Raw genomic sequence first — 24,759 nt, forward strand, 5'->3', positions numbered from 1 at the left:
TCCTTAAAAGCATGTCAGACCACGACGTTACTCGCAGCGTCCGATGCCGTCCATTGCTCAACACGTACCCATGCCCAGTTGCATCAAGGCCAACCCGCCCTGATGCCAGCCCCACCATGCGAACGCCAACAGCAGGCCGACGCCGGCAGCGATCAGCCACGGGGCGATGCGACTCATGCCGCACCAACCTGGACTTGCAGGCGCGCCACCGGCCGTTCACGCACCGGCCAGTTCAACGCCGCCGCCAGCAGGCTGAGCAGGATCGACACCTGCCAGATCAAGTCGTAGCTGCCGGTGCGGTCATACACCACCCCGCCCAACCAACCACCGAGGAACGAGCCCAGCTGGTGGAACAGGAACACGATCCCACCCAACATCGACAGGTTTCGTACACCAAACAGGGTCGCGACCGTACCGTTGGTCAACGGCACGGTCGACAGCCACAACAAGCCCATCGCCACGCCAAACAGATACGCCGTCGTGGTCGTCACTGGCAGCCACAGGAACAAGCCGATCACCACCGCCCGCAACAGGTACAACCCGGTCAACAGGCGCGGCTTGGACATGCGTCCGCCCAGCCAGCCAGCGGTGTAAGTGCCGAAGATATTGAACAACCCGACCAGGGCCAGCACGGTGGTGCCGACGCCGGCGGCCAGGTGTTGGTCCACCAGATACGCTGGTAAATGCACGCCAATGAACACCACCTGGAAACCGCAGACAAAAAAGCCCACCGCCAGCAACCAGAACCCGGAATGGCTGCACGCCTCGCGTAAGGCTTCAGCCAGGGTTTGTTCGTGACCGACCACCGGCAACGGTGCATCCTTGAGCATGCTCACCAAAGGCACGATCAACGCCACCAGCAGCCCCAGCGCCAACAACGCCGCCGACCAACCGAGCCAGCCGATCAACCCCAGCGTACCGGGCAGCATGGCGAACTGGCCGAAAGAACCGGCGGCACTGGCGATGCCCATGCCCATGCTGCGTTTTTCCGGCGGCACGGCCCGTCCGACCACACCCAGAATCACCGAGAAGGACGTGCCTGACAGGCCGATACCAATCAAAAGGCCCGCACTCAACGACAACGACCATGGCGAGTCCGCCATGCCCATGAACACCAGGCCGACGGCATAGAGAACACCGCCGATCAGCACTACTTTTGCCGCACCGAAGCGGTCGGCCAGCGCGCCAGTGAAAGGCTGCGCCAGGCCCCAGATCAGGTTCTGCAAGGCGATGGCAAAGGCGAATACCTCACGGCCCCAGCCGAACTCGGCACTCATGGGCGCCAGGAACAGGCCGAAGCCATGCCGCACGCCCAGGGACAACGCCAGGATCAGCGCGCTGCCCACCAGGACCCAACCACAGGTACGCCACATCGATGTCATTCTTATTCTCCGCTCGCGGGTATATACCCGCTTGTTATCGAACGAACCGGCGTCACGCCAGTTCATCCAGCAAGGCCAGCAACGCTGTACGCTTCTCGGCGCCCAGCTTATCGATCAACCGTTGTTGCGCCGCTTCCCAGGCCGGCAACGCTGCCGCCAACCGAGCATGCCCGGCCTCGGTGAGTTCGACGATGCGGTTGCGCAAGTCTTCACCTTCGGCCAGCGCCACCAATCCCTCACCTTCCAGCACCCGCAGGTTACGCCCCAGGGTGCTGCGGTCCAGGCCCATGGCCTCGGCCAGGGAGGAAATACTCGGTTGGTCCAGGCGCGCCAGGTTGCTCAGCAAAGAATACTGGGCAACGTTGATCCCGAAGCCGTCGAGGGCGCCGTCGTAATACCTGCTGACGCCACGGGCGGCACGACGCAGGTTGATGCATAAACATTGGGAAGGAAGCATGGTGCGTGTATATACCCGTGATTAAGGGAATGCAAATTTAAATGGAGAAACACAAAACCTGTGGCGAGGGGATTTATCCCCGTTGGGCTGCGTAGCAGCCCCAAAATAGGGTTGGATACAGTCAACCTGATACACCGAGATGCCTGGTTTTAGGGCTGCTGCGCAGCCCAACGGGGATAAATCCCCTCGCCACAATGAATCAACCAAGCCCTAAAAAATCAAAAATATCAATAACTTCAGCCTGACAGGCTTCGCCACCATTCATCACTCAGCGTCTACCACCTGTAATGTCTGACAGGTTTCAGCTGACTTGAATCGGGCTATAACGAACCCGTGCCTCCAGCCCTGCCTCAGGGTCCGAAGAAGGGCCGTGCGAATCACGCCATCAAGCAGTAGGAAAATTTCGCCGCCCCCACGCCATCAATGATGATGAATGGGAGATTTTTCATGTACCACGCCACCGTAGTTCCTGGACATCCGTCACCCTACCAGACCCGCTACCACTCCACAGAAAGCAAACAGCCTCCCGCCGTCCGGCTGACAAACCGGGAAAAGGAATTCCTGCAGTGGAGCGAGGCAGGCAAGTCTTCCTGGGAAATTGCCGTGATCGTTGATTGCAGCGAGGCCAACGTCAATTATCACTTCAATAACATTCGCCGAAAATTTGGGGTCAGTTCGCGTCATCTGGCGGGGAAGATTGCCCGTGAGCAGGGGTTGATCTGAGTGCTTTGAAACCAACAGCCGAGAAAAGCGCACCGCCATGGACAAGTTGGGGGCTTGGTCATGACGGTGGGTTGGGGGTGTTTGCTTGGGTGAGTGGGTTGGGGTGAAGTAAGGTGTAGCGGAAGCAGACATTGATTTCAATGAGATCCGAAACTGGAAAGCGATAACGCAGTTAATCGCTTTCCAGTTAAACAACAGTTTTTATTCGACTGAGGCTCTACCTCTAACGTAGATGATCGAATTTTCCACCCCTTTTCTTCATCCGAACCTGCGCGACCGTTTGGCGGATATAAACACCATACTTCTTATCATAGCCCGCTATAAGTTCAGTTGTTACTAATGGAGACCCATGAGCTGTTACACCAACTTGATTTCCCGGCTCACTAAGTTTTAGAGCTGCTGCATATCTTTCAGGATATTTTGCTCGTCTATATTCTATCCACAGTTGCCGATTTCTAGCCTTTTCAGCTGGCGTCAGATTCGGACGCGCTGGCAGGCTATCGCTTTTTACCTTTGTGCGATTAGCTGACACAGAGCCTATAGCGTCCCTTCTGGGCGGAACTTCGGTGCTACGTGGAATTTCTGTATGCAGGCGCACGGGTTCAGGTTCCACGACCGATAGTAGTTCTTCACTTTCTTTATACAGAGGGTTCATCGCTGTTCTTGAAGATGACGGTTCTGGAACCAAACTCCGATAAGTACCCACAGTCTGTACATTGAGATTCTTGGTGGCTTTATCAGCTGAAGACTTTGATCCAAATCCAAGAAACTTTCTTAAAAAACTAAAAACCCCATGCCCCGTCGGATCCGTAAAACCAATCGGATCCCCCAGGCAATACGCATACGCATTCAATCCCCCCTCCCCAAACGGACTCCAACTGTCCGGGCTATGAAACCTCATCAACAACGGATTGAACGCCCGATAACCATTACCCAGTAAATACCACCCCGTCTCATCCCTGACTTCACCGTTGTAGCCCGGACGTGAAGCCACCGGCTGCGTCGCATCGCGATAGCCGTGGGCGGTATAGGCGATGGCACTCACCTCCCCCCCATCGACCTCCCTCAGCACACTCCCGCTATAGTCACTCGCCAGCAGTAAAGACTTTGGGCTCGCGCCTTCCTGCCGCTCCGCGAGCGTCACGCCATCGGCCGATACGTAAGTCCGGCTCTGCGCGGCGCCGACTGAATTGACCGGGGTTCCATTGCGATAAAACTGTTGCTCGCGGTCGCTATCGCTGCCGCTGGCCGACAACTGATCGCCGCCGTCGTACCCATAGAACCGGCTGCCATCGGAACCAGGTCCGCTCACCTCGACCAAACGGGACAGCAAGTCATAGGACAAGGTCCGACCTTCTTCGTCCTTGATCAGGTTGCCGTTGGCATCGTATTCAAGCTCGATGTTCGGATAGTCGGCATGGGAGTTGGTGACCCGTGTCAGTTGGGCCGGGTCCGGGTTGTTGTATTCAAAACGCGCCGTATTGCTTTCGGTGGTTTGACCCTTGATGAAAGTAGTACGCACTTCTTCGTGATTATCCAGCGCATCGAAGAAGAACAGTTGCCGCGTCATGGGGTTGCCCAAAGGGTCCACTGGCGCCTGTGGTCCTTCACAGCGGTATTCTTCGAGCCGACCGCGAAGTTCGTAGCGATAGTTCTCGTTGCGAAGCAAAGTGTCGCCCTGGCTCGCCCCTTCACTCAACTCGCGCTGTTCGATCTGGTCCAGGCCATTCCAGACCTGTTTCAACCATGAGGTGCTGCCGTTGAGATTGAAGGTACGCAGTGTTTCACGCCCCTGCGCATCGTATTCAAGATCGATCACCACATAGTCGTTCGCGCCGTCCACCGTCGCGATACGCTCCGTCAGCCCCTGGGCGTTATAGGTAAAGTCACTTTTGATATAACTTTCGGAGCCCTCGACACCCAGTTGGGTATAGGCCAACCGGCCATTGGTTCGATCGTATTCAAACGACTGAACCTGCCCCGTCACGTCATGGTAACGAATCAACCGCCCGAGCCGACTATGGACATAAGCCATCTCATACGGCTCCGCGACATTCGTCACCGTGCGTACTTCAGACTTTATCTCGCCCTGCACGTCATAAGTCCGTGCCAGTTCGATGTCGATCTCCGATGAACTGGTGAGCTGTGCATTCTGAGGATCGTACTCATAGACGGCTTTGATCGGCGTCGGTACTGCTTGCAAACGGCCGATGGTTGCTTCGCCCGCAACGGCGTTGCGGGTTAGCGGTTCATCCGTCAGCTCATAGGCATATTCATAATGAATCACATCGCCGCTGGGCTGGATGACGCGATTGGCCTTGCTGTAGCTGGTGTCGTACTCATGCCGGGTGACCCGCCCTCCGGTCGTTGACTGAGTGAGACGCTCCAGGCTGTCGAACGCCTGTGTGCCCAGCTCTGTCGCCCCGACCTTGATCAACGTCGGCAGATCGCCGCGGCTGTGGCCCGCGTATTCACGAACCACCTTGTCCATCGTCGGCAACGTGGTTTCCAGCATGCGGTCGAACACATCGTAGGTGTAGGACGTCTCATGGCCGGCTGCATTTTTCTCCCGTGCAGTGCGGCCCAGGCCGTCATAGAGGTAGCTATGCAGGCTGACGGAGTTTTCCGCAAGATCGAAACGCTGGACGCTCACCGGTTTTTCAAGGCGGTTGTTGGTCGTGACGGTCTTGCCCATGCCTTCGGTCCACTGTGTGGTGGTAAAGGCGATAGGATCCTCCACGGTGTGTTGCGTGACACCTGCCGGGTCGGTGCTGCTGGACTGTTGCCCCCAATCGTCAAAGGTAAACGTGGTTTTCAGGGGAAGGGCTTCGAGTTCCAGCCAGTCGATTTCCTGCTCTTGGGTCAATTGCCCCAACGCGTTGTAGGTCGCCTGGTAGATGTCTCGATAAGTACCATTGGAGAAATCGGCATCCTGCTGTTCCTCCCGCACGGCCCTGTTCAAGCCATCGAACCAGGTACGGGTCTTGATCTTCTTGACGTTTTCAACTTCCTGAAATGCCTGCCCGGCTACGGCCCCATCGTCTGTCGGGCGCACGAGCCGATAGGTATAGGTACGCGTCGCGGCGTAGTCGGGGTCGTCGGGCGCGACGGTTTCCGTCAAGACCCGCAGCAGAGCGTCATAGGTGTTGCGAATCTTGATGTCCTTGTCTTGGGTCAACAAGGGTTCGCCGTTGAGCAGCGAGCGCTCGGCGCTGACAACCTTGACCAGGCCGTCGTGGCCGGTAAAGGTCTCGGTCGTTTCGAACACCGTTTCGCCGAGGAGCACTTCCTTGACCTGGCTGATCTTATTGATTTCAGCCTTTTCCTCATCCGTTTTGATGCGGTACGCGTACCCCGTCGTAGAGACATATGGACGGTCCGCCGCCGCCATCGTGACGGTCTTCAGTTTCTCCAACCCATGCCTTAAGGGATCATCGATCACATCGAAGTATTCAGTGCTCGTGGTTTCCAGCAACACTTCGGTCTGACCGACCATCTCGTGCAAACTTTCCTCGGACGTGACCACCGACGGCTTGTTGATATCACTGCCATCCAATGCCGGTAGCTCCACGTAGCTGTACCGAGTCCGCAATGTCGGCGCCCCCGCTTGCAGGTCCGGCACTAATTCCGGATCCGTTGCCGGCGTGACCGTGGTGTGCTCGACGTGCCTGACGAACCCGTAGGGATCTGCCGGGCACTTGCCGGGAACCTCGCCAGCCGGGTAGTAGGACGTCGCCTCCGTAACGCCACTGGGCTGAACGCTCAAGGTCTGATTGCCATGGATGTCGTATTCGCTTAGCTCGACGTCTTCGCGCCATTGACGCGCATCGTCCGTCAACTCCCAGCGGGTAATCGCCTTTTTCGGCAACTGACACTGGCGAGGCTGGTTATCGAACGACAACGTATCGTCATCGTCCGCATAATAACGGGTCGTTTGTATCTGCTGATGCGTGCCCTGCAGGGTCGTTTCCGAAACCAGCAAGTGGAAGCGGTTGAAGCGGCGTGTCACGCTGCGCACCACGTCGTTCCCGACCATCAGTTTTTCAGTGGACTCATACTCGTAGCGATCGAGGACTTTATAAAGATTGTCCAGGTTATCATCCGTCCAGTTAGTGACATTCGGGTAGCCGAGGAAATTATGCTCATCGGCGCCATAGGTGTACTTCACCGTGATGGTTCGTTGGCCGCCACCGGGCTCGGTAATGTGATCGGTCACCCTGGGCAACTTGCGGCGCTCGTTGCCGCTGCCGGGGAAGCCATGGCCCTCATCGTTGTACAGAACGGTTTCATGGGCACCCAGGGGCGTCCAGACCGCGCTGATGCAATCGAAGTTTTTCTGGGGGCTGTAGACGAAGCGCCAACCTGCATTTTCCGTGGTCGGCAAGGTAACCCTGTCGACACGTCCTGCCTTCATGTTCAGGACCACCGCGGCCAACGGTACGCCGTTGACGGGCGTGAAACCCAGGGTGACGGCCTCGGTGATCAGGTTGCGGGTGATCTGGAACAGCAGGCCGTGACGGTCGCGAATGGTACTGAGCATCGGCGCATCACCGAACGTTGTGTATTCCAAGGTGATTTCGTGCCCTTGCGGGGAATACATTTTCACCGGCACCGCCACCTGCGGGCTGGGCCCCTTGAGCTCCAATAGTTCGACAAGGCCGGATTTGTGAACGATCTTGAACTGGTCGTCGTCGCCAGGCAGTTCGCCAGGCAGTTTGTAGAACTGGAAGTCCTCGATCTTTTGCTCTTTCATTTTCATACGATGGGCAACGCCTTCGTATGGACCGGTCACTTTGAATGTTTGCCCTGAATACACCGAGACCACCTGGTTAATTGGGCTGTACTGGCTCAGTGCAAGGTTCCAGCCCTTGCCAAAACCACTGTCAATTGTGTTCAGGGGGTTGTAATTGAGCGTTAATGGCACGGACGGACCACGCAGGTCATTGCTGAAGAGTTCCGGTAACGACAATGACACCGTATAAAAACCCGTTCGAGGGTCTACCCCCGTCTGAACAAAACTCATGAAGTTAAAGGCATTGGAATGCACAGCGGTGGACGCAGTCATGGTCAACCTCACGAACAAGACAATATGAATAAATACATGCAATGCGACCGTCGCCGCATTGCATGTAAACCACTTACTGAAATTGCAGCGTACTTCGATCGGTTTTCTCTATCCTTCCGAGCGGGCACACTTGATTGCCTGTAGTGGCTTGTCACTCGTCAAGATGATCCACGTACAATCGATTACGATCCGATGCAGGAAAACCAATGGCGAGCTTGTGATGGTTACCTTCATCGTCGGTTAAATAAACCTTCAGCTTTTCAAACCTAAGAGGGTGTAACTTGACCCGCTGATCCTGTCGAATTCCATCGGAATGTTCACAGCGAAACACGCCAATTCTGAACTTACCTTCGTCCAGGGAGTTTCCTGGTTCCATCTCGGTCTTGACCGGAATACCAAGGTTCTCAACCAACAGCGGCTCATAACGCATGATGTTCCCATCATTGGGTTTCAATGGATCGTTGTAGCCATAGCCGGTATAACTGAACATGGTTTCATTGGGGGCAGGGCTCTCCCATTGCACGATCGATCGCAACCCTCGCACCTCCGCCGTCAGGAAATCGACACCGATTTGACCATCACGGCGATAAGTCAACGCCCAGTAGTCCGTCGTCTTCAAGAACCAGTCGAAGTCATAATCACTGTCCGGATCACTTCCGCCGCCTCCATCCACACGCTTACGCGTCAATTTGTAGTTATCGATGTCGGGGGTTGGCGCAGGGACAGGGGTCAGCGTAATGATCCCGTCAGGATTTCCCGGGTTCGGCTCCATGTCCGAGCGCCAGGGGTTCCCCAACGCATCGTCAAACTGCGCATAAAACTGAGTAGGTTGGGTGGAGCGAGTCACCATGAATACATCGACCCTGTTGGGTAATGGTGCACGCTTGTCAGGTTCCGTTTGCGTATCACGAGGGGCCGAACCCGGGAACGGTTTAAAACGGTTGGCAATGGTCGTCTGCGCCCAAAGCCTATGGGTTTCCGGCGTGTCATCTTCTTCGATGCCCTCTTGCAGAGCCGGTATCTCGGGTACAATTTGTAGCGATCGGACGTAGACCATCCTCAGTGAGGCTTCTTCATCGTGAGTCAGCTTGTCGCCATTGGTTTCAATAATCGCTTGCAATGGCAATTGTTGAAACCCGTTGCCGAACACTTGCTCGGAACGCAATGGCACCAACTTAAAACTGGTGAGGCCCGTCCAACCGGCTTCCTCAATGTGGGAGGCCAGTTTTATGATGCTGAACCCCGCATACAAGAGCATGCCCGAGGCGGAAATCTCGCACCTGACGATGTCGTAGGGCCGACGAGGCGTCGCCGGGGCGGTGTAGATACCATCATCGCTGACCGTCCCGTCTCCAATCACCCGCCAGGTGCGCTCAATAGTCGCCGGAGCACCTGACTTCTCGGTTAACGTAACCGTCGCAGAGCGCCCCACATTGGCAGCATACCGTGGCTCTATCTCAAGCGTAGGTGCTGCCCTGGTCAGCACTACCGCGGCCTCGACCGTCTCGCCCGTGTCATCCTCGACGGTAATAGTGTCCACGACGGTGAACTCGGGCAGCGCAAGCAACTCGACGGTCGACGGCGGTGTATAGATGGCCGTATTGCCTGTAGCAGAAAGCGTTCCGTATGTGGGCTGTCTCCAGGTCAGCGTCGCCCCCCTCAGTGCTGTCGCGACGAAGGTCACGGTCTTCGCTTCCCCCTCGATGCGCCCTACGACCCCTGGAGAAATAGCCATCGACTGGGTGGTCACCAGCAACAACGCCTGGACTTCATGTTTTAGCCGCGTCTGCGGATCTACGTAGGAGGCCGTGACGATATTGCGCACCAGGTCCCGGCCTAGATTGGCGGCGGCAACGGGTTGATATAGCCCGGAGGTCGGATTGATCGAGCCCGCCGATGTATTCGAGTTGAGACTCTTGACGCTCCAAGTGACGTTCGTCGCCGTACCATTGAGGTAGGCCTTGTATTCAACCGCAGCGCTGCCGGCTTTCATCACGTGCACCGCGGGCTCGATGACCAGCGACGTCCTGGTTGGAGCCAGGCTGCCGAATATCACCAGGTCAGCGGGTTGACGGCGTGTATGTTCCACGAAGGTATTTTTCTGCCCCGGAAACAACAGGCTGTGAATCAGCTCCAATTTGTCGTCGTCGGATCGATCGACGTATTCCTGAGCCAATACGATGGTTGCCGAATAGTCCTGGTCACTGTCATCGGGAATCAGGTAGGGGAAACGTTCCGGGGACGGAATATCCCCGCCATGGGCGCTGCCTCGCAGCTTGACCATCACCACCACGGCGCCGTCGCTGGCATTTTTTGCCCCCGCCACCGCGGCCCCGGGCGCCCGCTGGGTCAGCACAATGAAGTTGGTCGGGGTCAAGTCACTGCCACCCTTGAGGTCGAGGATGCCCAGCACATACACCTGCCGCTCGGGCGGCAATTCCTTGAACCGCTGGTCAAAGTACTCGCCCAATTTGTCCTGGCTCTCTTTGTGCCCCGAGAGATTGCAGGAAAACTTTGTCCCTTTGGACAAATCCAGCGTCACCCTGCCCAGGCGATCGACCACACCCACCACCAATGAAAGGTCCAGTTCCACCGTCAGCGTGTAGCCATGAGCTTCGGTAATGTCGAACTCATACAACAAGCCACGGGTCTTTTCATGAACGCTGAAATTTCCGCCCAGAATACTCAAGGTCAACTTTGCCCGGGAGGTGTCCAGCCGTGCGGGTTCGAACGACAGTAACGGCTTGCCCAGCAGGATATTCTTCATGACCCCATATTCGGTTCTGGTGGCATTGAGGTCCATCGTGCCGGAGAACACCGGTAGATAGTTGGAGCCATCGTATTTATCCAGCCATTGTTGCTGGAGTACCCGATTGAGCCGTTCACGGTTGAAGACACAGACCGCTCCCCAGCCCCAGGTAATCGAGCCTTCTTTCATTTGTTCAACGATGTCGGCAATGGAGTTAGTGGCCATTTTTATCGTCCTCGGCAAGTGAAGCGACATGATCCAAGGACTCCTTGGCCTTATGGCGGACATCAGGGTCTTGGCTGACTTTTTCGATACTTTCGTAGACGCCTTCCAACAAAGCGTGAAGTTCATCCATGGCGGAAGTCTGCGACTCCTCCGGTGGCGGCTTCAATGGAAGAGGGGCGAGGGGGAAGGATTGAATCGTGAACCCCTCGAACGGCATACCCATCAGGTCAAGTACCACCTTGATAAAGACGAACTGACTGTTGGTCGTTTCGCTTTTCGTAAAAACTGCTGTACTTGTATCGGTCGAAACAAATGATCCGGCATCGGCGGGTACACACTCCCATACCAGCTGTACTGTCGACGGTGTGCCATTGAACCTGCCAGTCAATTTCACTTGATTGGCCGACATTCCTTGAAAGTCTGTTGCGATCTCCAGTATCGACAGTCTATGTGTGACTACAATCAAGGATTTCTGGGTTTGACCGGTACTGGTATTCTCCACCTGCACTTCATCTAGGGTAAAAGAGGGCCCGTCCTGTTTGACCGGAGCACGATAGGTATTTTCGCCATTCTCATCAGCCGTCGCATCAATGCTGCCGCCACCGATCACCGACCACCTCAAGGCCCCCCTCATGCTATGGGCCGAGAATTTACGGGTTTCTACGGCGGCATCAGACGCATTGCAAACTTCGATCAGCGGGTTCAATGTGATTGCCCTGGCCACTACCGTGACCAGCGCCCTGCTGATATGACGATCATTGCCGGTGCCGGGCCCGGTTGCGATGACCTTGACCCGCTTGTAAGTCCCATGGATATCCGCCAAGGCAGGGGCGGTATAGGCACCTGTCGTTGGATTGATGTCTCCTGCTCCCGCGGCGTTGCCGTCAAGATCCTCGACACTCCACTTGACCCCTGTTATTCCAGCGGGTTCTGTCTTGAACGTGTGGGTCCCGCCGTGAGTCAGCATGACTTCTACAGGGTCGATTGAAAACGTGGTCAGCCGTGGGCTGATAGAGCCGAATAGCGCCATTTCTCCTGTAAGGTGCAAAGACTTGAGTTGTACTGCGTCTTCGCTGTTAAAAAAAAGCGTGTGCAGCACAAAAATATCGATAGCCTCAAGCCCGTTGAACAGTGTCATCGACACGTTCGCGACGTTTTCACCCACCCGATACTTGAAGTTGTCAGACTTCATGAAATCTCGCACATCCTGCGGAAACGCCTCGAGCCCAGCATCGGACACATTCAAATACGTCTGGTACTCTTTCATTCTTACTTGAAGCCGACGCGAGGTTGAATCGATCGAAAAGCTATAGGTCGCACTAAAACCGAGCCCCATGGAAAAGGTGTTTTCTCCATTCAGATAGAACTTCATCTGGCCTAATCTGTCCTCACCCCCCATGCCCACCTCAAAGTAGGGCTCACCACCTTCGGTGTAATAAAGCGTCATGGTGAGCAAATTGTCAGCATCTATATAAATCGGCAGCTTATAACCGAAGAAAGTTAAGTACCTGCTGCCTACGACAACTTGAAACTCAGGAATTTCCAAGAAACCTTCAGTGCCTTCTTTGACCTTTACTCTATAAGTGAAACCTTTGTTATTTGTCTCACCCACAAACTGAGCAGTGGGTGAGTTAAACGCCCTAGCCGTGCCTTTACCGATAATGCCGTGCATGAAAAAGTGACTGCCAAATATCATCATTGCATCAAGATCAGACCGATCACTAGGCAGGGGGTATAACCAGTCCTCGCCCGGTGTTCCACCCAACTGTTCGTTATCCATGGCGATACGTACTTCAACGGCACCACTGCCGAAGTTCGCAGCCCCACGCGACGCCGCACCCTCTTCCATTACCGTGCGCAGCTTGAATCTCTGGGGTTTTATGAATGCTTGTGTGGTAGTTGCCAGCATTCCCAGGGAAAACGTCCGCTTTACCGGGTCGGCCTCCCTAAACTTGCGTTTGAAGAAAGACCCGGCCATGCGGCGCTGATGCTGGATCCGGTCGCCCTTCACTTCCCAGATATAGCGCTGGGAACGAGGATCGCCCAGGTCCAGCACTACCTCGCCATCATCCCTGACGGTGCCCTGGATGTCTTTGAGTTCTACCCTGTCGCCCACCAGTGTCGGATGATCCAGCGGGTCATAAGAGCTGATTCTGCTTATTCGAGCGAAGCCGAGCACGTCATCCAGCGATATGTTTTTACCCCCGAGGACCGCCATGCTCATATTGACTTCGGCCGAGTCCAGATCAGGGTTGTTCTCGAAACTCAAGCGTGGCGCATCGGTGACGTAGTCAATCAACCAACTCCACGTGGTCTCCGATGAGCCGTAGGACTCGCTGATCGGAGGCATTACTGAATGCTTGTCATGTTTCTCGATGTATTCCTGCAGCAATAGCTGATTGCACTTGCCCCGATCATAAGCCACCAACGCACTCCACTCAGTGGTACGCGGTTTGAGGGCGGCCCATTGCAGATATTGGGCAAGGGTTCTTCGCGGTGCGGCCATGATGTGTATCCTCTTCTCAGGATATGAAAGGGCTTGCCGATCGCAACGGATGAATAGGCAAGTTATACGGACACGTTGCGTCAGCGCCGGCAGTTGAAGAGCGCGTTGTTTGTTGGGACAACATTTCCGGAGCGGGCTTTGACGCCAGAGACGCAAGGGGTATAGGAAGAATGGTGAAACCGTCGAACTGCATCCCCCCTAAATCAATCCGCACGGTAATGAGTGCAAACTGACTGTTGGTCGTTTGACCGGCAGTGAAAACACCTGTGTTTTGATCAAGCGTTCCGGCATCTTCGGGTATACAGGCCCATATCGGTGGTTCCGGTGGAATGACGCCGCCTAGTTTGCAGATCAGTTTCACTTGGTTAGCGGGCATCCCGTCAAAATCGGTAGATATAACGAGGGCCGAAACAAAATTCTTGAGTACCATCAAGGTTGTTTGCTCTTGATGGGTCGTTGTATCGGTCACGATTATTTTATCGAGCGTAAATGAAGGTTCGGGCGCTGCGTGCTTCAGCGGCGCGTAGTACGTATTCTCACCATGTTCATCAGCCATCTCGTCAATACGGCCGCCGCCCTCGACACGCCATCTCAAGGCACCACTCATGCTATGGGCCGAAAGCTTACGACTTTCTTCGGGTTTCCCAGCTTCGGAACCATTGCACACCGCTATCAGCGGATTGAGGGTGATCGCCCGGGCCACTATTGTGACCAGCGCCTTGCTGACATGGCGGTCATTGCCAGTACCGGGCCCGGTCGCAATGACCTTGACTCGTTTATAAGTGCCTTGGATATCCGTCAAGGCAGGCGCGGTGTATTGGCCGGTGCTTCCATTCATCCGGCCAACGCCCTCGGTGTTGCCATCAAGATCTTCCACACGCCACGTGACGCCTGGCGTCGGCGGCACTGTCTCGAACGGGAGGGCCTGGCCGTGGGTCAACATGACTTGTACGGGTTCTATGGCGAACGTAGTCAAACGAGGGCTGATGGCGCCAAACAAAATCATTTCGCCTGTCAGGTCGACAGCCTTGTGGTGGACCGCATTCTCGGCGTTGAAATAAAGCGTGTTCAGGGTGAACAGATCGATCTCGTCAAGGCCGTTGAATATCTCCATGGCTTTGACCGCTACGAGATTTCCCAGGCTCGTTGCAAACGCCTCACTCCTCACATAGGTGGTTACGCTCAGGGGCAGCAAGAGATGAGGGATAAAATCCACATAGGTGTTAAACGACTTCAACTTGACGGCAAGACGCTGCGATGTCTGATCAAGTGAAAAACCATAAATGGAACTCAAGCCAAAACCCAATCGACAGCCATAGCCAATCCCATTCACTTTGCACACGATCGGGCTATTTGAGTTTACCGCCCCCATACCCACTTCCAGGCGTGGCACACCGTCCGGGCCACGGTACAAGCTCATCGTGAGCCGATGGTCCTGGTTGATATAGATCGGAATTTTATAATCGAGGAACGTCAATGTTTTGCCATTGACACTGACCTCTAACGGCGGAATCTCCAGGTACCCTCCACTCACCTGCCTGACACCTAGCCACTCGACGAAACCTTTAGCGTCCGTTCTGCTGTCGAACCGAGCCGCCGGCACATTGAATGCCCGTGCAGTGCCCTTGCCGATGACGCCGTGCATGAAAAAGTGAGTCCCCAATATCGTCAGCGCGTCGATGTCAGGTCGGTCACTGGGAAAGGGGTATAACCAGTCCTCTCCCGGCGTCCCGCCCTGCTGTTCATCATCCATCGCGATGCGCATTTCAATGGCGCCATTGCCGTAGTTCTGGGTCCCACGGGAAGCCGCGCCCTCTTCCATGATCGCGCGAAGCTTGAACGATTGAGGCCTCATGAACGCCTGGTTGGTCTGCGCCAAGGTCCCCAGGGAAAACGTCCGCCGAGCCTGCTCGGCCTCGCTGAACTTACGTTTGAAGAAGGCTCCTGCCGCCAGGTGCTCATGTTCGAGACCATCGCCTGTCACTGCCCAGTTGTAGCCCTGATAATCAGGATCGCCCAGGTCCAGCAACACCTCACAGTCCTCGGTGACACTGCCCTGAATGTCCTTGAGTTCTACCCCCTCGGCCTGCAGTGTCGGGTGATCCAAAGGGTCGAAAGAGCTGATGCTATTGACTCGAGCGAAGCCGTCCGCATCGTCCAGCGATATGTTCTTGCCCCCGACAATCGCCATGCTCATGTTGACTTCGGCTTTCTGGCCGTCGGGGTCATTTTCAAAGCTCAGCCGTGGCGCGTCGGTGACGTAATCGAGCAACCAGTGCCAGGTGTATTCCGATGAGCCGTAGGCTTCATTGATAGGTGGCATCAGCGAATGCTGGTCATGTTTTTCGATGTATTTCTGTAACAGCAGCTGGTTACATTTATTTCGGTCATAAGCCACCAGCGCACTCCACCCGCTGGTCCGTGGTTTGAGTGCGGCCCATTGCAAATACTCTGCAAGCGTTTTCCGGGGCGCGGCCATGATGCTTATTCCCTTGCTATGCAACGGAGTGGGTTAAATCGACTTCAAGTCGCCAATGTAAAATTGGCGGGCAAATAGACGGTTTCCGCACCCTGCTCATAAGTAATGGTGACTTGCACATTGATGCTTCCAAGTTTCAAAGGCCGGAAGGCGGGCTCTGCAATCGCGGTCGCTATTGACCTGTTCGCGGCTTCGCCAGGCGTCACCGAATGATTTTCAAAAATAGGAACCGTCCGGGGCAAATCATCGTTGCCTTTACCATTGATGACCGCATTGACGATCTGGCCTGCCCGGATATAAGGCCAGCCAGGCAGGGTGAATAGCTCACCGCCCGAACCAATTCGACTGATATGAATGGTCCCGTTGGTCTGCTGGGCTTGAGCCGACTGAATGGTCGGATAACGGGTCTTCTCGATCGGCAGTACACGCACCGTAAAAACTTGCGACGAGACCGGCCCGGGATCGCCGTCCTGCAAGACGGTGTAATAAACCGGGACTGCCCTGCCCAGGTTCGCGGGAATGTGTTCTGGCGGGATGTTGTACGTGCGCCCCCCCGGGGTCACGGGTGCCAGTGCGATATGTTTACCGCTGGTGCCGTAACCGTCCCAATACACTTTGACTTCGTCATCGGGCCCATAGTTGGCTTGCGGGTCTATATCGATGGTCACGCCGGAGGCGCTCAAGAGCAGGACATCCAATACGCCCTCGCCCGGGACCGGATCATCCGGATCGGGGCGGGCGTTCTGGACGATGACCATCGGCAGGTTCAACGGTGTACGCACGTTGGCCTGGTACGGCGTGGCCGAGAGCGCCGCACCGGCCCTGGCGTATTCATAACGCAAATCGATCCCGGCGCCCTGACTGGCGCCGACCCATTCGGCATCGAGCATGAAACTGAAAAAGCCCTTGTCCAGGGTCGATGCGTCGACCCTGGCCCGCAGAACGATCGGCGCCACGCCAGCGGTCGACGAAGTGGCATGGCAGAGCAATTCGTCACCGTCGCTCATGCTGGGATAAGCCTCGACGCGCAACGGCAAACCGTCGGGAAACAACAGCGGGTTGATCGTGCCACCCTCATGCCCCACGACCGTCAACGCCGGCAACATCGCCGAGCTCGGGGCCACGAGTTGAAAGGTTTGCGCAGCGGAGAACGTGACCGCCAGTTCGGTGCCGACGTATTGGATGCCGTAGTGCAATTCAATGGAGCCATCCTCAACCCGTAGCAGATCGGAGCGGTTGAGAAACAGGCCCAGGGGTTTGCCCGGCTGCCCCTCCTGGATCACGGTCGGGTACGCCAGGGCCGGGGTGTATTCGCTGCCGTCGGGGTAGAACCTGCGGCAATGCAAGGTGACCGTATCGCCCACCGCCATCGCCTGGTACGGCACCATCCACGGCGTGATGATCGAGTCGGCTCTCTCCAGGTCGAGGTGAAGGTCATGGGCTTCTCTGATCTGCACCACCGGCAGTGGATTGGGCTGCGTCCGGATCGTCATGGTCCAGGGTTCCTTATGCTTGAAAGTGCTTTAGCACTTGAATACAGCTCAAGCGGCGCCGCAAAAGCGCTCGCCGTAAGCGTGCCCCTATAGGTTTACGCTCGAAGCCAAGGCTTTGGAACTATCAGAACTGTTAGGTTTACCGGCGTGTTTTTTCTGTTAGATTTTTATGAAATCGACATTTTTATGCGTGGCGAGAACAGACAATATATCAGCCGTCGAATACGAAAGGATATTCAGCATGAACAACCTCAAAAAGTTGTTAATCCCTCTTTCACTTGGCTTAATACTTTCAAGCTGTACTACGAAAGAGTCTATCGATGTCCAGGAGAATACCCAGGCAGACTCAAAAGACCCCACAGGTTATATTTTGGTCCGTGAAAGAGACGTATCCGTTGAGTGCAGCATTCCAGCGACCGTAGGTGATCATGCGATTGATAGAAGAGGCTGTACAAATGACCAAGCGTATACCGTCCGCTTTGTCAATGTACCGTCGGCGCTCAACATCACTTTTTTCGACGATAAAAAAAATGATTACTGCTTAGATAATGAAGGCTGGGAGATAGAAGTCCGCACAACCAAACAGCCTACTACAACAGATTATATAAACATAGAAGCAATGGCCAGCATTCCCAATAACGCCATAATAGAACCCGGCTTAATGAAAATTAGATACCGTGCTGACGGTACAATTCATGGTCACCTTTCGTGTGTACGCGTTGAAAATAACAAATAGACATAACGCATAAACAGAGATTCGATTATGGCCACCACCACCGCCGTCCACTCCAACGCGTTCAACTTCCTCAGCTTCGTACAATCCGGAGTCGACGCGCGCACCGGCCAATACACGGTTTCCTTATCTCTACCCGAAGTAAAAACCTGTGAACTCAGCGGCCCGATAGTCCCCCTGACACTCAACTTCAACCCCCTCAACACGGTCGATGTCGGTTTTGGCCTGGGTTGGGAAATGGGCCTGACGCAATATGCGCCCGGTAATAATCAGATCATCTCGTTGCATTCAGGCGAAACGTTCAAAGTGACGGGGTCCTACCCCGGTTTTACCAATCGTCTGCGGATGAAAGAGCAGAAAATAGAGAACTTCCGCTTGTTCACCCTGCCCGACAATGACAATCAATTCAAAGTCGTGCACAAGTCGGGGCTGGTGGAAATACTGGAGCTCAAAGGCGCCAGTCCGCAAGTAGCGGTACCGGTCAATATGTATTCGCCACAAGGGCATGAAGTCACCCTCGAGTACGACTCCTTCAATGGCAAGCCCATGCTCAGCACCATTCGCGACAATACCGGTGCGGTGCTGCGGGTCACCCGCGACACGTCCAAGAAGACCGTTACGTTTGCGCTGGGCATCGTCAACGGCACACCTTCGGCGCAGGTGGTCATGGACCTCATCGATGATCGCGTCGAACGGATCACCCTACCGACCACCGAAGGCGCCGGCTGGCGCTTCGAGTACCGCACGGAAAAAACCCTGCGCTGCATCAGCGAGGTCTGGACGCCTTTGGGTGCCCACGAAACCATCCGGTATAACGACGAGGGCCATGGTTTGCCCGGCAGCGGCAACACACAACGCAAGCTGCCCAGGGTAACCGACCACACCACCGACCCCGGCGGCGGTAACCCGCCGATTACCGTGAAATATAGTTACGGCGCCGACGGCCATAACTTCCTGGGCTATGGCAGTTCCATCGACTGGGATGACAAGGGCCTGGACAACCTCTTCAAAGTCCTCGAACCGTATACCTACACCACCACTGAAAGCCTGATGGAAGGAAACGAGACAGTGCGCAGCATCACCCGCACCTACAATCGCTTCCACTTGCAGACCCAGGAAATCATCACCCAGGGTAACCACCAAAAAACCATACGGACCCGCTATTACGCCGATGACGACGACAAGCTGTCCTTCGACAACCAGCCACGGCAATGCCAACTGCCCCGGCAAACATCGACGCTGTGGGCGCTCAGCGATGACCCGCGCTTCTGGCGCCTGGACAAGGAAATCAGCGAATACGACATCCATGGCAACCAGACGCTGCGCATAGAGCCCACCGGCCTTACCGAGACAATCACCTACTATCCCGCCGACGGTGTCGAAGGCTTTTGCCCGGCGGACCCGTACGGCTTTGTGCGGCATGTCCGGGAGAAGACAGTAACGCCGTCCAGCGACCCCGAGCGCATCCCGGACCTCGAACCCGGCGCATCGGCCAAGCGCACCCGGTTTCGCTATGAGACATTGCCGGCCATCAGCGGCAGCGCGATTACGCTGCCTTGGGTATGCGTGGTGGAAGAGCGCCTGTATGAATTGACCGATACGCCGGTTTCGTCCTCCACTTTCGAGCCGAAAGAGACGACAGAGCGACAACTTTCACTCACTGTCTTTGACTATATCAATGCCCCCGCCACCCCGTTGACCCATGGCCGGCGCGCGCGGCAAGCCATCACGATGGGCGATGACGCAGGCCCCACCTCGGTCATCGATTACAGCTACACGAAGAACCCCACCAACCAATCCTTACGCACCGTGCAACAGTTCTCATCGGATGTCGACAATGCCGAGCGCACGGTGATCGACGAACGCTCGATGCTCAACGGCGAACCTTTGCTGGTCACCGAAAACGGCATTGAACGCAGCTACCGTTACGACGCCTTGAACCGGGTACTGAGCGAAACCCAGGCGCCTAATAGCGACTACCCGGGAACGCGTCGCTACAGCTACCGGCTGATACGTCCGGCCGATGCGGGACAGGCCCCGATCACCACCCAGGCTTACCAGCAAATGGAGGACGTCAAGGGGGTTCGGGTACGCACGCATTTTGACGGGATAAGCCGGGCCGTACGCGAAGAGATGGAAGACCCCGACCACTCCGGCGGCAGCTACCGGGATATCTACACCGCGAAATACAACGCCAAGGGTTTTCTGGTGGAGGAAACGGAAATCGATTGGCTGGAAACCATAGACCTTGCCTTGAAGACGACCTACACCTACGACCTGTGGGGACTACAGGACAGCATCACCCGGCCTGATGGGGTAAAGGAGTGGACACTCAACAACCCGATCGCCTTTACCACCGAAGAATGGATCGAAGGCACCGCGCGCACCCGGACCGTCACCAATCGTTTCGAAAAAACCGTCAGCGTGGAACAGGTCGGTGTGGATGGGCGACGCATCAGTCAAATAGCGTTCAAGTACGATGGGCTGGGCAATTGCACACAGGAGATTGACGAACTCGGCCAGGTCACGCGCTATCGCTACGATGCGTTCGCGCGTTTGTGCAGCACCACCCTGCCCGACCTGACCACCGTGCATAACACCTACGCCGAGCACAGCCAGGCTGAGCTGCGCACCTCGATCGATGTGGAGCCGGGCAATATCCAACTGCCTACTCGCCACCTCGGCGAACAACGGTTCGATGGCCTGGATCGGCTGGTAGGTCTCAAAGTGGGCCCAAGGGACGAGCAACTGGTGTACGAGGCCGGCCATTTCCAGCCCAAACACCGCATCACCCCCGCCGGCAACCAGATCGACTATCAATACAAGCGCGGCTTGAGCGAAAAACCGACACGCATCACCGCCCCCGACGACGAGTCCACTTTCGAAGTCGACCTACTGGACGCCCGGCTCGACAGCTCGAAAAACAACCAGGGCGAATATCACTTTTCCTATGATGAAGCGGGACGCCTGACCAGTGAAACCTGGACCGATGTTGTCGACAACAAAACCTACCGCACGCGCTACAGCACCTCGCTCAAAGGCCGTCGCTTGAGCCGTACCGATATCGGCAACCATAAGACCCTGATGGATTACGACCGACGCAATGGGCGGTTGCTCAGCATTGAACAAGGCCAGTTGCACGCGGCCTTCGACTACGACGCGATCGGTCGTGTGTACCGCACCACCAGTAAAGACAAGGCGACCAACAACACCCTGACCACCACCTTGGAATTCGACGAAGTGGGGCGCGAAACCTTGCGCACCCTGGTGCTGCTGGATGCACAAAATCAACCGATCGAAGCCGAACGCTCCATCGAATTGACCTACCTGGCCGACAGCAACGTGAAGACCCGGCACCTGCGGGTAGGCGGCGCCACCGCCCTGCTGGAAACCTACAGTTATGATCTGCGCGGGCGCCTGGAGCGCTATCGGTGCTCGGGCACCGACCTGCCCAAGGACCGTTACGGCAATGCCATTGTCAGTCAATATTTCGAATTCGATGCACTGGACAACGTCACCTATACGCGAACGGTTTTCAGCGATGGCAGCCTGGACATCGCGCATTTCACCTTTGCCGAAGACGATCCTTGCCAACTGCTCGGCACCAGCCACAGTCATCTGGACTACCAACAGCTGGAAAGCCGCTTCAGTTACGACCCCGACGGCAACCTGGAACACGACGAGACCGGTCTACGGCTGCGCTATGACAGCCAGGGGCGCCTGGTGCAAGTCACGACGCCGACGGGGCAGTCGGTGACGGCGTACCGCTACGACCCCCATGACAACTTGCAAGCCGTCCAGCCACAAGGCGACACCCAAACCCTGCGCTTCTATCAGGGAACACGGGTCACCGACACCGTGCACGACGACCATCACATTCAGTTTCTCTACCATGAGGGGCACCCCCTGGGGCAGCAAACCCCCAGCGACGACGGGCAGACCCTGTTGCTGCTGACCGACGCCAAGCGGTCGGTGATCGGCGAGAACCAGGGCAGCGATGTGCGCAGCGTGGTTTACGGGGCCTATGGCGAACGTGACGAAAACAATGGACTGCAAAGCCTGCTGGCTTTCAACGGTGAAGCGATTGAGAGCACGGGGTGGTACTTGTTGGGTAAGGGGTATCGGGTCTACAACCCTAGTTTGATGCGTTTCCATAGCCCGGATTCCCTGAGTCCTTTCGGGTCTGGCGGGCTTAACTGCTACATGTATTGCGCGGGTAATCCGATTGCTTTTAGCGACCCGAGCGGACATCAAGCGCAGGGGCAAATCATTCATAACCCTTGGTTCAATGCAGGTGCGGGTGTGTTCGCCATGATCCTGGGTATTGCCATATCGGTCATGACACTTGATCCAGCGCCTCTTATCGCAGCCGTTGCGGAAGTGGTCGGGATGTCGGCGCAAGCGGCGACATTGGCGACCGTGGCCGTAAGCACCACTATCAACTCTGCGGCGCCTGCCGTTTTTTGGGGGTCGATGGGTGCATCGTTGGGGGCGGATGCTGGAGCCATGTTTTTTCAGAACGAAGACCTTAAAGGCGCCGCTATGTGGACTGGGATAGCTCTCGGTGCGCTGGCGATGCCTAAGGTCAAGATTCCGACGGCCAAGTTTCCGATGCCCAAGGGACCTACGGTGGAAATTCCGAAGGCGCAACTTCTGGAAAAACCATCTGGGCTTCCTGAAGCCCGAAAACCGATGAGAAGAAGGCTTATCTGGGAAGAAAGATACCCAGATCCAGACCCCGCGTTCCACGGTCGAAGGGAAAAAAGGGGTCTACCAGACTCCGGTCCTCGAAAAAGATTAAAACCTATGGGCTCAAGCGTTAGTCAGAAGAACACCAACATATCTCTCAAAAAAGACAATCGTCCTTCGATAAAAGACCTGGTGAATGAGGACAAGGCCCGTCTACAGGATAATGTCGTGACTGAGGGCCCGCAGTTTTTCGCGCAAAGGCAAGCTCGTACGCCACAAGAGTTGGAGGGGGTCCATCGTCTCCGGCCCAAGACTGAGAAGCCTGAAGCCTAGAGCGTACAGCAGGCTCCCCTCAAGTTGCCTGGCCCTCCCCTGCCAAGCCCCCAAAACAAACGCTCACAATCCCACCCGGAAAGTGAGCGTTTTCTCATATCCCCCGCCCCCACCTAGAATCCGCCTCCGGGACAGCGCCCATCGGCGCTGTCCCGGGAGCGTTGAACTTCACGATCACCTTGAAAAACTGTAGGAGCGAGCTTGCTCGCGATGATGTCGGTACATCCAACATCACCGGCACAGAAAGACCGCCATCGCGAGCAAGCTCGCTCCCACAGGAGGGTTAGGCTGCATGTGAGGCTGTGATCACCTCGCAAAATGGTGATGCTCGTATTGGCGAGTCCAACCAAAATACCTACCACAACGAGGACCCGCACTCACTCAATCAGCGTCGGCGTCAAATGGTCGAACCGCGTCCATCTCGCACCGCCATCGAAGCTGACTTGGGTCTCAACCGTAAACTTCTGATTAACCACAAGAGACGACATAAAGGCCCTCGGCAACCTGACACGTATCCCGGCCGTCACCTCTGCCGGTTGAACCCGGTGCTGATTCAACACGATTTGGCTCACCGTTTGATTCTGGGCATTCTTGCCCGACACCGTAATGGTCACCAGGCACGCGTCGCTGATAAAGGCCCATGCCCGTTGATAAACAGGCACCCCCGCGTCGGTAATACTCCCTTTGGAGACAGGGTCGGTAAAAGGGGATTCAAGCTGAGGTACGTGGAATCGGTGCGAGGGGTATGTGCTGATCGCCACCGTCAGTGTCCTGGACTGTTTGTTCGAGGAGTCCGCCAGGACCAGGTCGTAATAAACCGGTACACGCTTGTCGAACATCGCCGCGATATTGCCAGGGGGGATGCGCACTTCTTTTGTGCCCCAGGGCACGGGGACAGCGATAGCACCCGCCGTACCTGGCTCACCGAACTGCATGTGGACGACATCGTCATTGTAATAGACGGCATCGTCAGGGATTTTCGCCGTGGCACCGGCTACCACGTTTTGTGGGTTCAGGTCGGCATACTCCGCGGGGCTGCCTTCGGCCTCGGTGATCCACGGATGAGGCACGAAATGCGGCGCACGCACCACCGAGACCAAGAACGACACGGGTGTCGATTCGTCTGACTTATTACCTGCCCGATCAAACACATGATAGGAAATCACCCGCGTACCATCGCCCACCCTACGTATAAGCGCTTCGTCGAAATCGAGCCGTATGGGGTCTTCGTAATTATTCCGGTCGAGGTCCTTGAATACCTCTTCATGCTGGCCATTATTTTCATTGAGCCATTGAGCGACGATCTTGTCGCCGGGGGCGGGCTCCAGATAAGGGGGGACCGTCACGGTAACGATCCCGCCATGCTCGTTGAGGTACTGTTCGGAGAGACCGTTCTGGATGATGTCCGGGTCTATCAGCAGTTCGCTCGAAAAGGCCAGGACCGGAGGGGTTTTATCGATGGTAACCGTAAACGGAAATGATCGCGCCGGTACGTCCACAAAGTTGGTCATGATAAAGCTGAACGTATGCGTCCCGGACGGTAAATTGTCAGCACTGATCGGGACGTAGTAATCGTCCGGATCCATAGGCAGGTCCCACACCCGGGAGCCGATGATATTGCGCTCGTCATCATCCAGAAAAACATCGACCCGCTCGGTCCAGGGACCGCCCGGTAGATCGTCGTCGTACCAAGGCTTGAGCTTAACCCTCAGCGGGTTGTCCGGGTCGCTCCAGGCCGAACGGTGTAGCAGGTTACGCTCGCCGCCAGGAATATCCGCCAGCGGTTCGGGCTCGGTCCAGGGGGCGGTCATTGTGGGGTCAAGCCGGATGGGCTGGGTCGATGACATTTTTCATGTTCTCCGTCGCTGAATATCAGCCCCCAAGCCACCGCCTGGAGGGGCAAGATCCTGATGAACACTCGAATG

General features: G+C 56.1%; 11 protein-coding genes. 3 read left to right on the forward strand and 8 right to left on the reverse strand.

Annotation, left to right across the window (positions count from 1 at the left end; translation table 11 throughout):
• Nucleotides 1-173: 173 nt before the first annotated feature.
• Both PBDP_RS22115 and PBDP_RS22120 read right to left on the reverse strand, forming a co-directional pair.
• Nucleotides 174-1,382 (reverse strand): MFS transporter, encoded by a 1,209-nt coding sequence (locus PBDP_RS22115; RefSeq protein WP_116833226.1) that lies wholly within the window; start codon nt 1,380-1,382, stop codon nt 174-176.
• A 52-nt stretch (nt 1,383-1,434) separates the two neighbouring features.
• Nucleotides 1,435-1,839 (reverse strand): MarR family winged helix-turn-helix transcriptional regulator, encoded by a 405-nt coding sequence (locus PBDP_RS22120; protein WP_003179032.1) that lies wholly within the window; start codon nt 1,837-1,839, stop codon nt 1,435-1,437.
• Between the two features lie 447 nt (nt 1,840-2,286).
• Between PBDP_RS22120 and PBDP_RS22125 the strand changes: the two genes are divergently transcribed.
• Nucleotides 2,287-2,562 (forward strand): helix-turn-helix transcriptional regulator, encoded by a 276-nt coding sequence (locus PBDP_RS22125; RefSeq protein ID WP_116834267.1) that lies wholly within the window; start codon nt 2,287-2,289, stop codon nt 2,560-2,562.
• 223 nt (nt 2,563-2,785) lie between these two features.
• Here the strand turns inward: PBDP_RS22125 and PBDP_RS22130 are convergent, their stop codons facing one another.
• The 5 genes from PBDP_RS22130 to PBDP_RS22150 form a co-directional block, all read right to left on the reverse strand.
• Nucleotides 2,786-7,627, reverse strand: coding sequence for an RHS repeat-associated core domain-containing protein (locus PBDP_RS22130; protein ID WP_212801314.1), 4,842 nt, complete (start codon nt 7,625-7,627; stop codon nt 2,786-2,788).
• A gap of 151 nt (nt 7,628-7,778) precedes the next feature.
• Nucleotides 7,779-10,601: a hypothetical protein gene (locus PBDP_RS22135; RefSeq protein ID WP_212801315.1), complete on the reverse strand. Its 2,823-nt coding sequence runs from the start codon at nt 10,599-10,601 to the stop codon at nt 7,779-7,781.
• A complete protein-coding gene (locus tag PBDP_RS22140) occupies nt 10,591-13,107 on the reverse strand; it encodes a hypothetical protein (protein ID WP_212801316.1) in 2,517 nt (838 codons plus the stop codon). The genes PBDP_RS22135 and PBDP_RS22140 overlap by 11 nt, the downstream gene beginning before the upstream one ends.
• 16 nt (nt 13,108-13,123) lie before the next feature.
• Nucleotides 13,124-15,586, reverse strand: coding sequence for a hypothetical protein (locus PBDP_RS22145; RefSeq protein ID WP_212801317.1), 2,463 nt, complete (start codon nt 15,584-15,586; stop codon nt 13,124-13,126).
• Between the two features lie 44 nt (nt 15,587-15,630).
• The gene (locus PBDP_RS22150; RefSeq protein WP_212801318.1) at nt 15,631-17,079 is read right to left on the reverse strand and encodes a hypothetical protein; all 1,449 of its coding nucleotides are present in this window, start codon (nt 17,077-17,079) and stop codon (nt 15,631-15,633) included.
• A 241-nt stretch (nt 17,080-17,320) separates the two neighbouring features.
• Here PBDP_RS22150 and PBDP_RS22155 point away from each other — a divergent pair, with 241 nt between their 5' ends.
• Nucleotides 17,321-17,815, forward strand: coding sequence for a hypothetical protein (locus PBDP_RS22155; RefSeq protein ID WP_162893860.1), 495 nt, complete (start codon nt 17,321-17,323; stop codon nt 17,813-17,815).
• 27 nt (nt 17,816-17,842) lie between these two features.
• Nucleotides 17,843-22,834, forward strand: coding sequence for an RHS repeat domain-containing protein (locus tag PBDP_RS22160; RefSeq protein WP_212801319.1), 4,992 nt, complete (start codon nt 17,843-17,845; stop codon nt 22,832-22,834).
• A gap of 377 nt (nt 22,835-23,211) precedes the next feature.
• On the opposite strand, the gene PBDP_RS22165 is transcribed toward PBDP_RS22160, so the two are convergent.
• Nucleotides 23,212-24,681 (reverse strand): Ig-like domain-containing protein, encoded by a 1,470-nt coding sequence (locus PBDP_RS22165; protein WP_212801320.1) that lies wholly within the window; start codon nt 24,679-24,681, stop codon nt 23,212-23,214.
• Nucleotides 24,682-24,759: the final 78 nt, after the last annotated feature.

Origin of the sequence: Pseudomonas sp. St290 (assembly GCF_018325805.1) — a bacterium.
GTDB lineage: Bacteria > Pseudomonadota > Gammaproteobacteria > Pseudomonadales > Pseudomonadaceae > Aquipseudomonas > Aquipseudomonas bijieensis.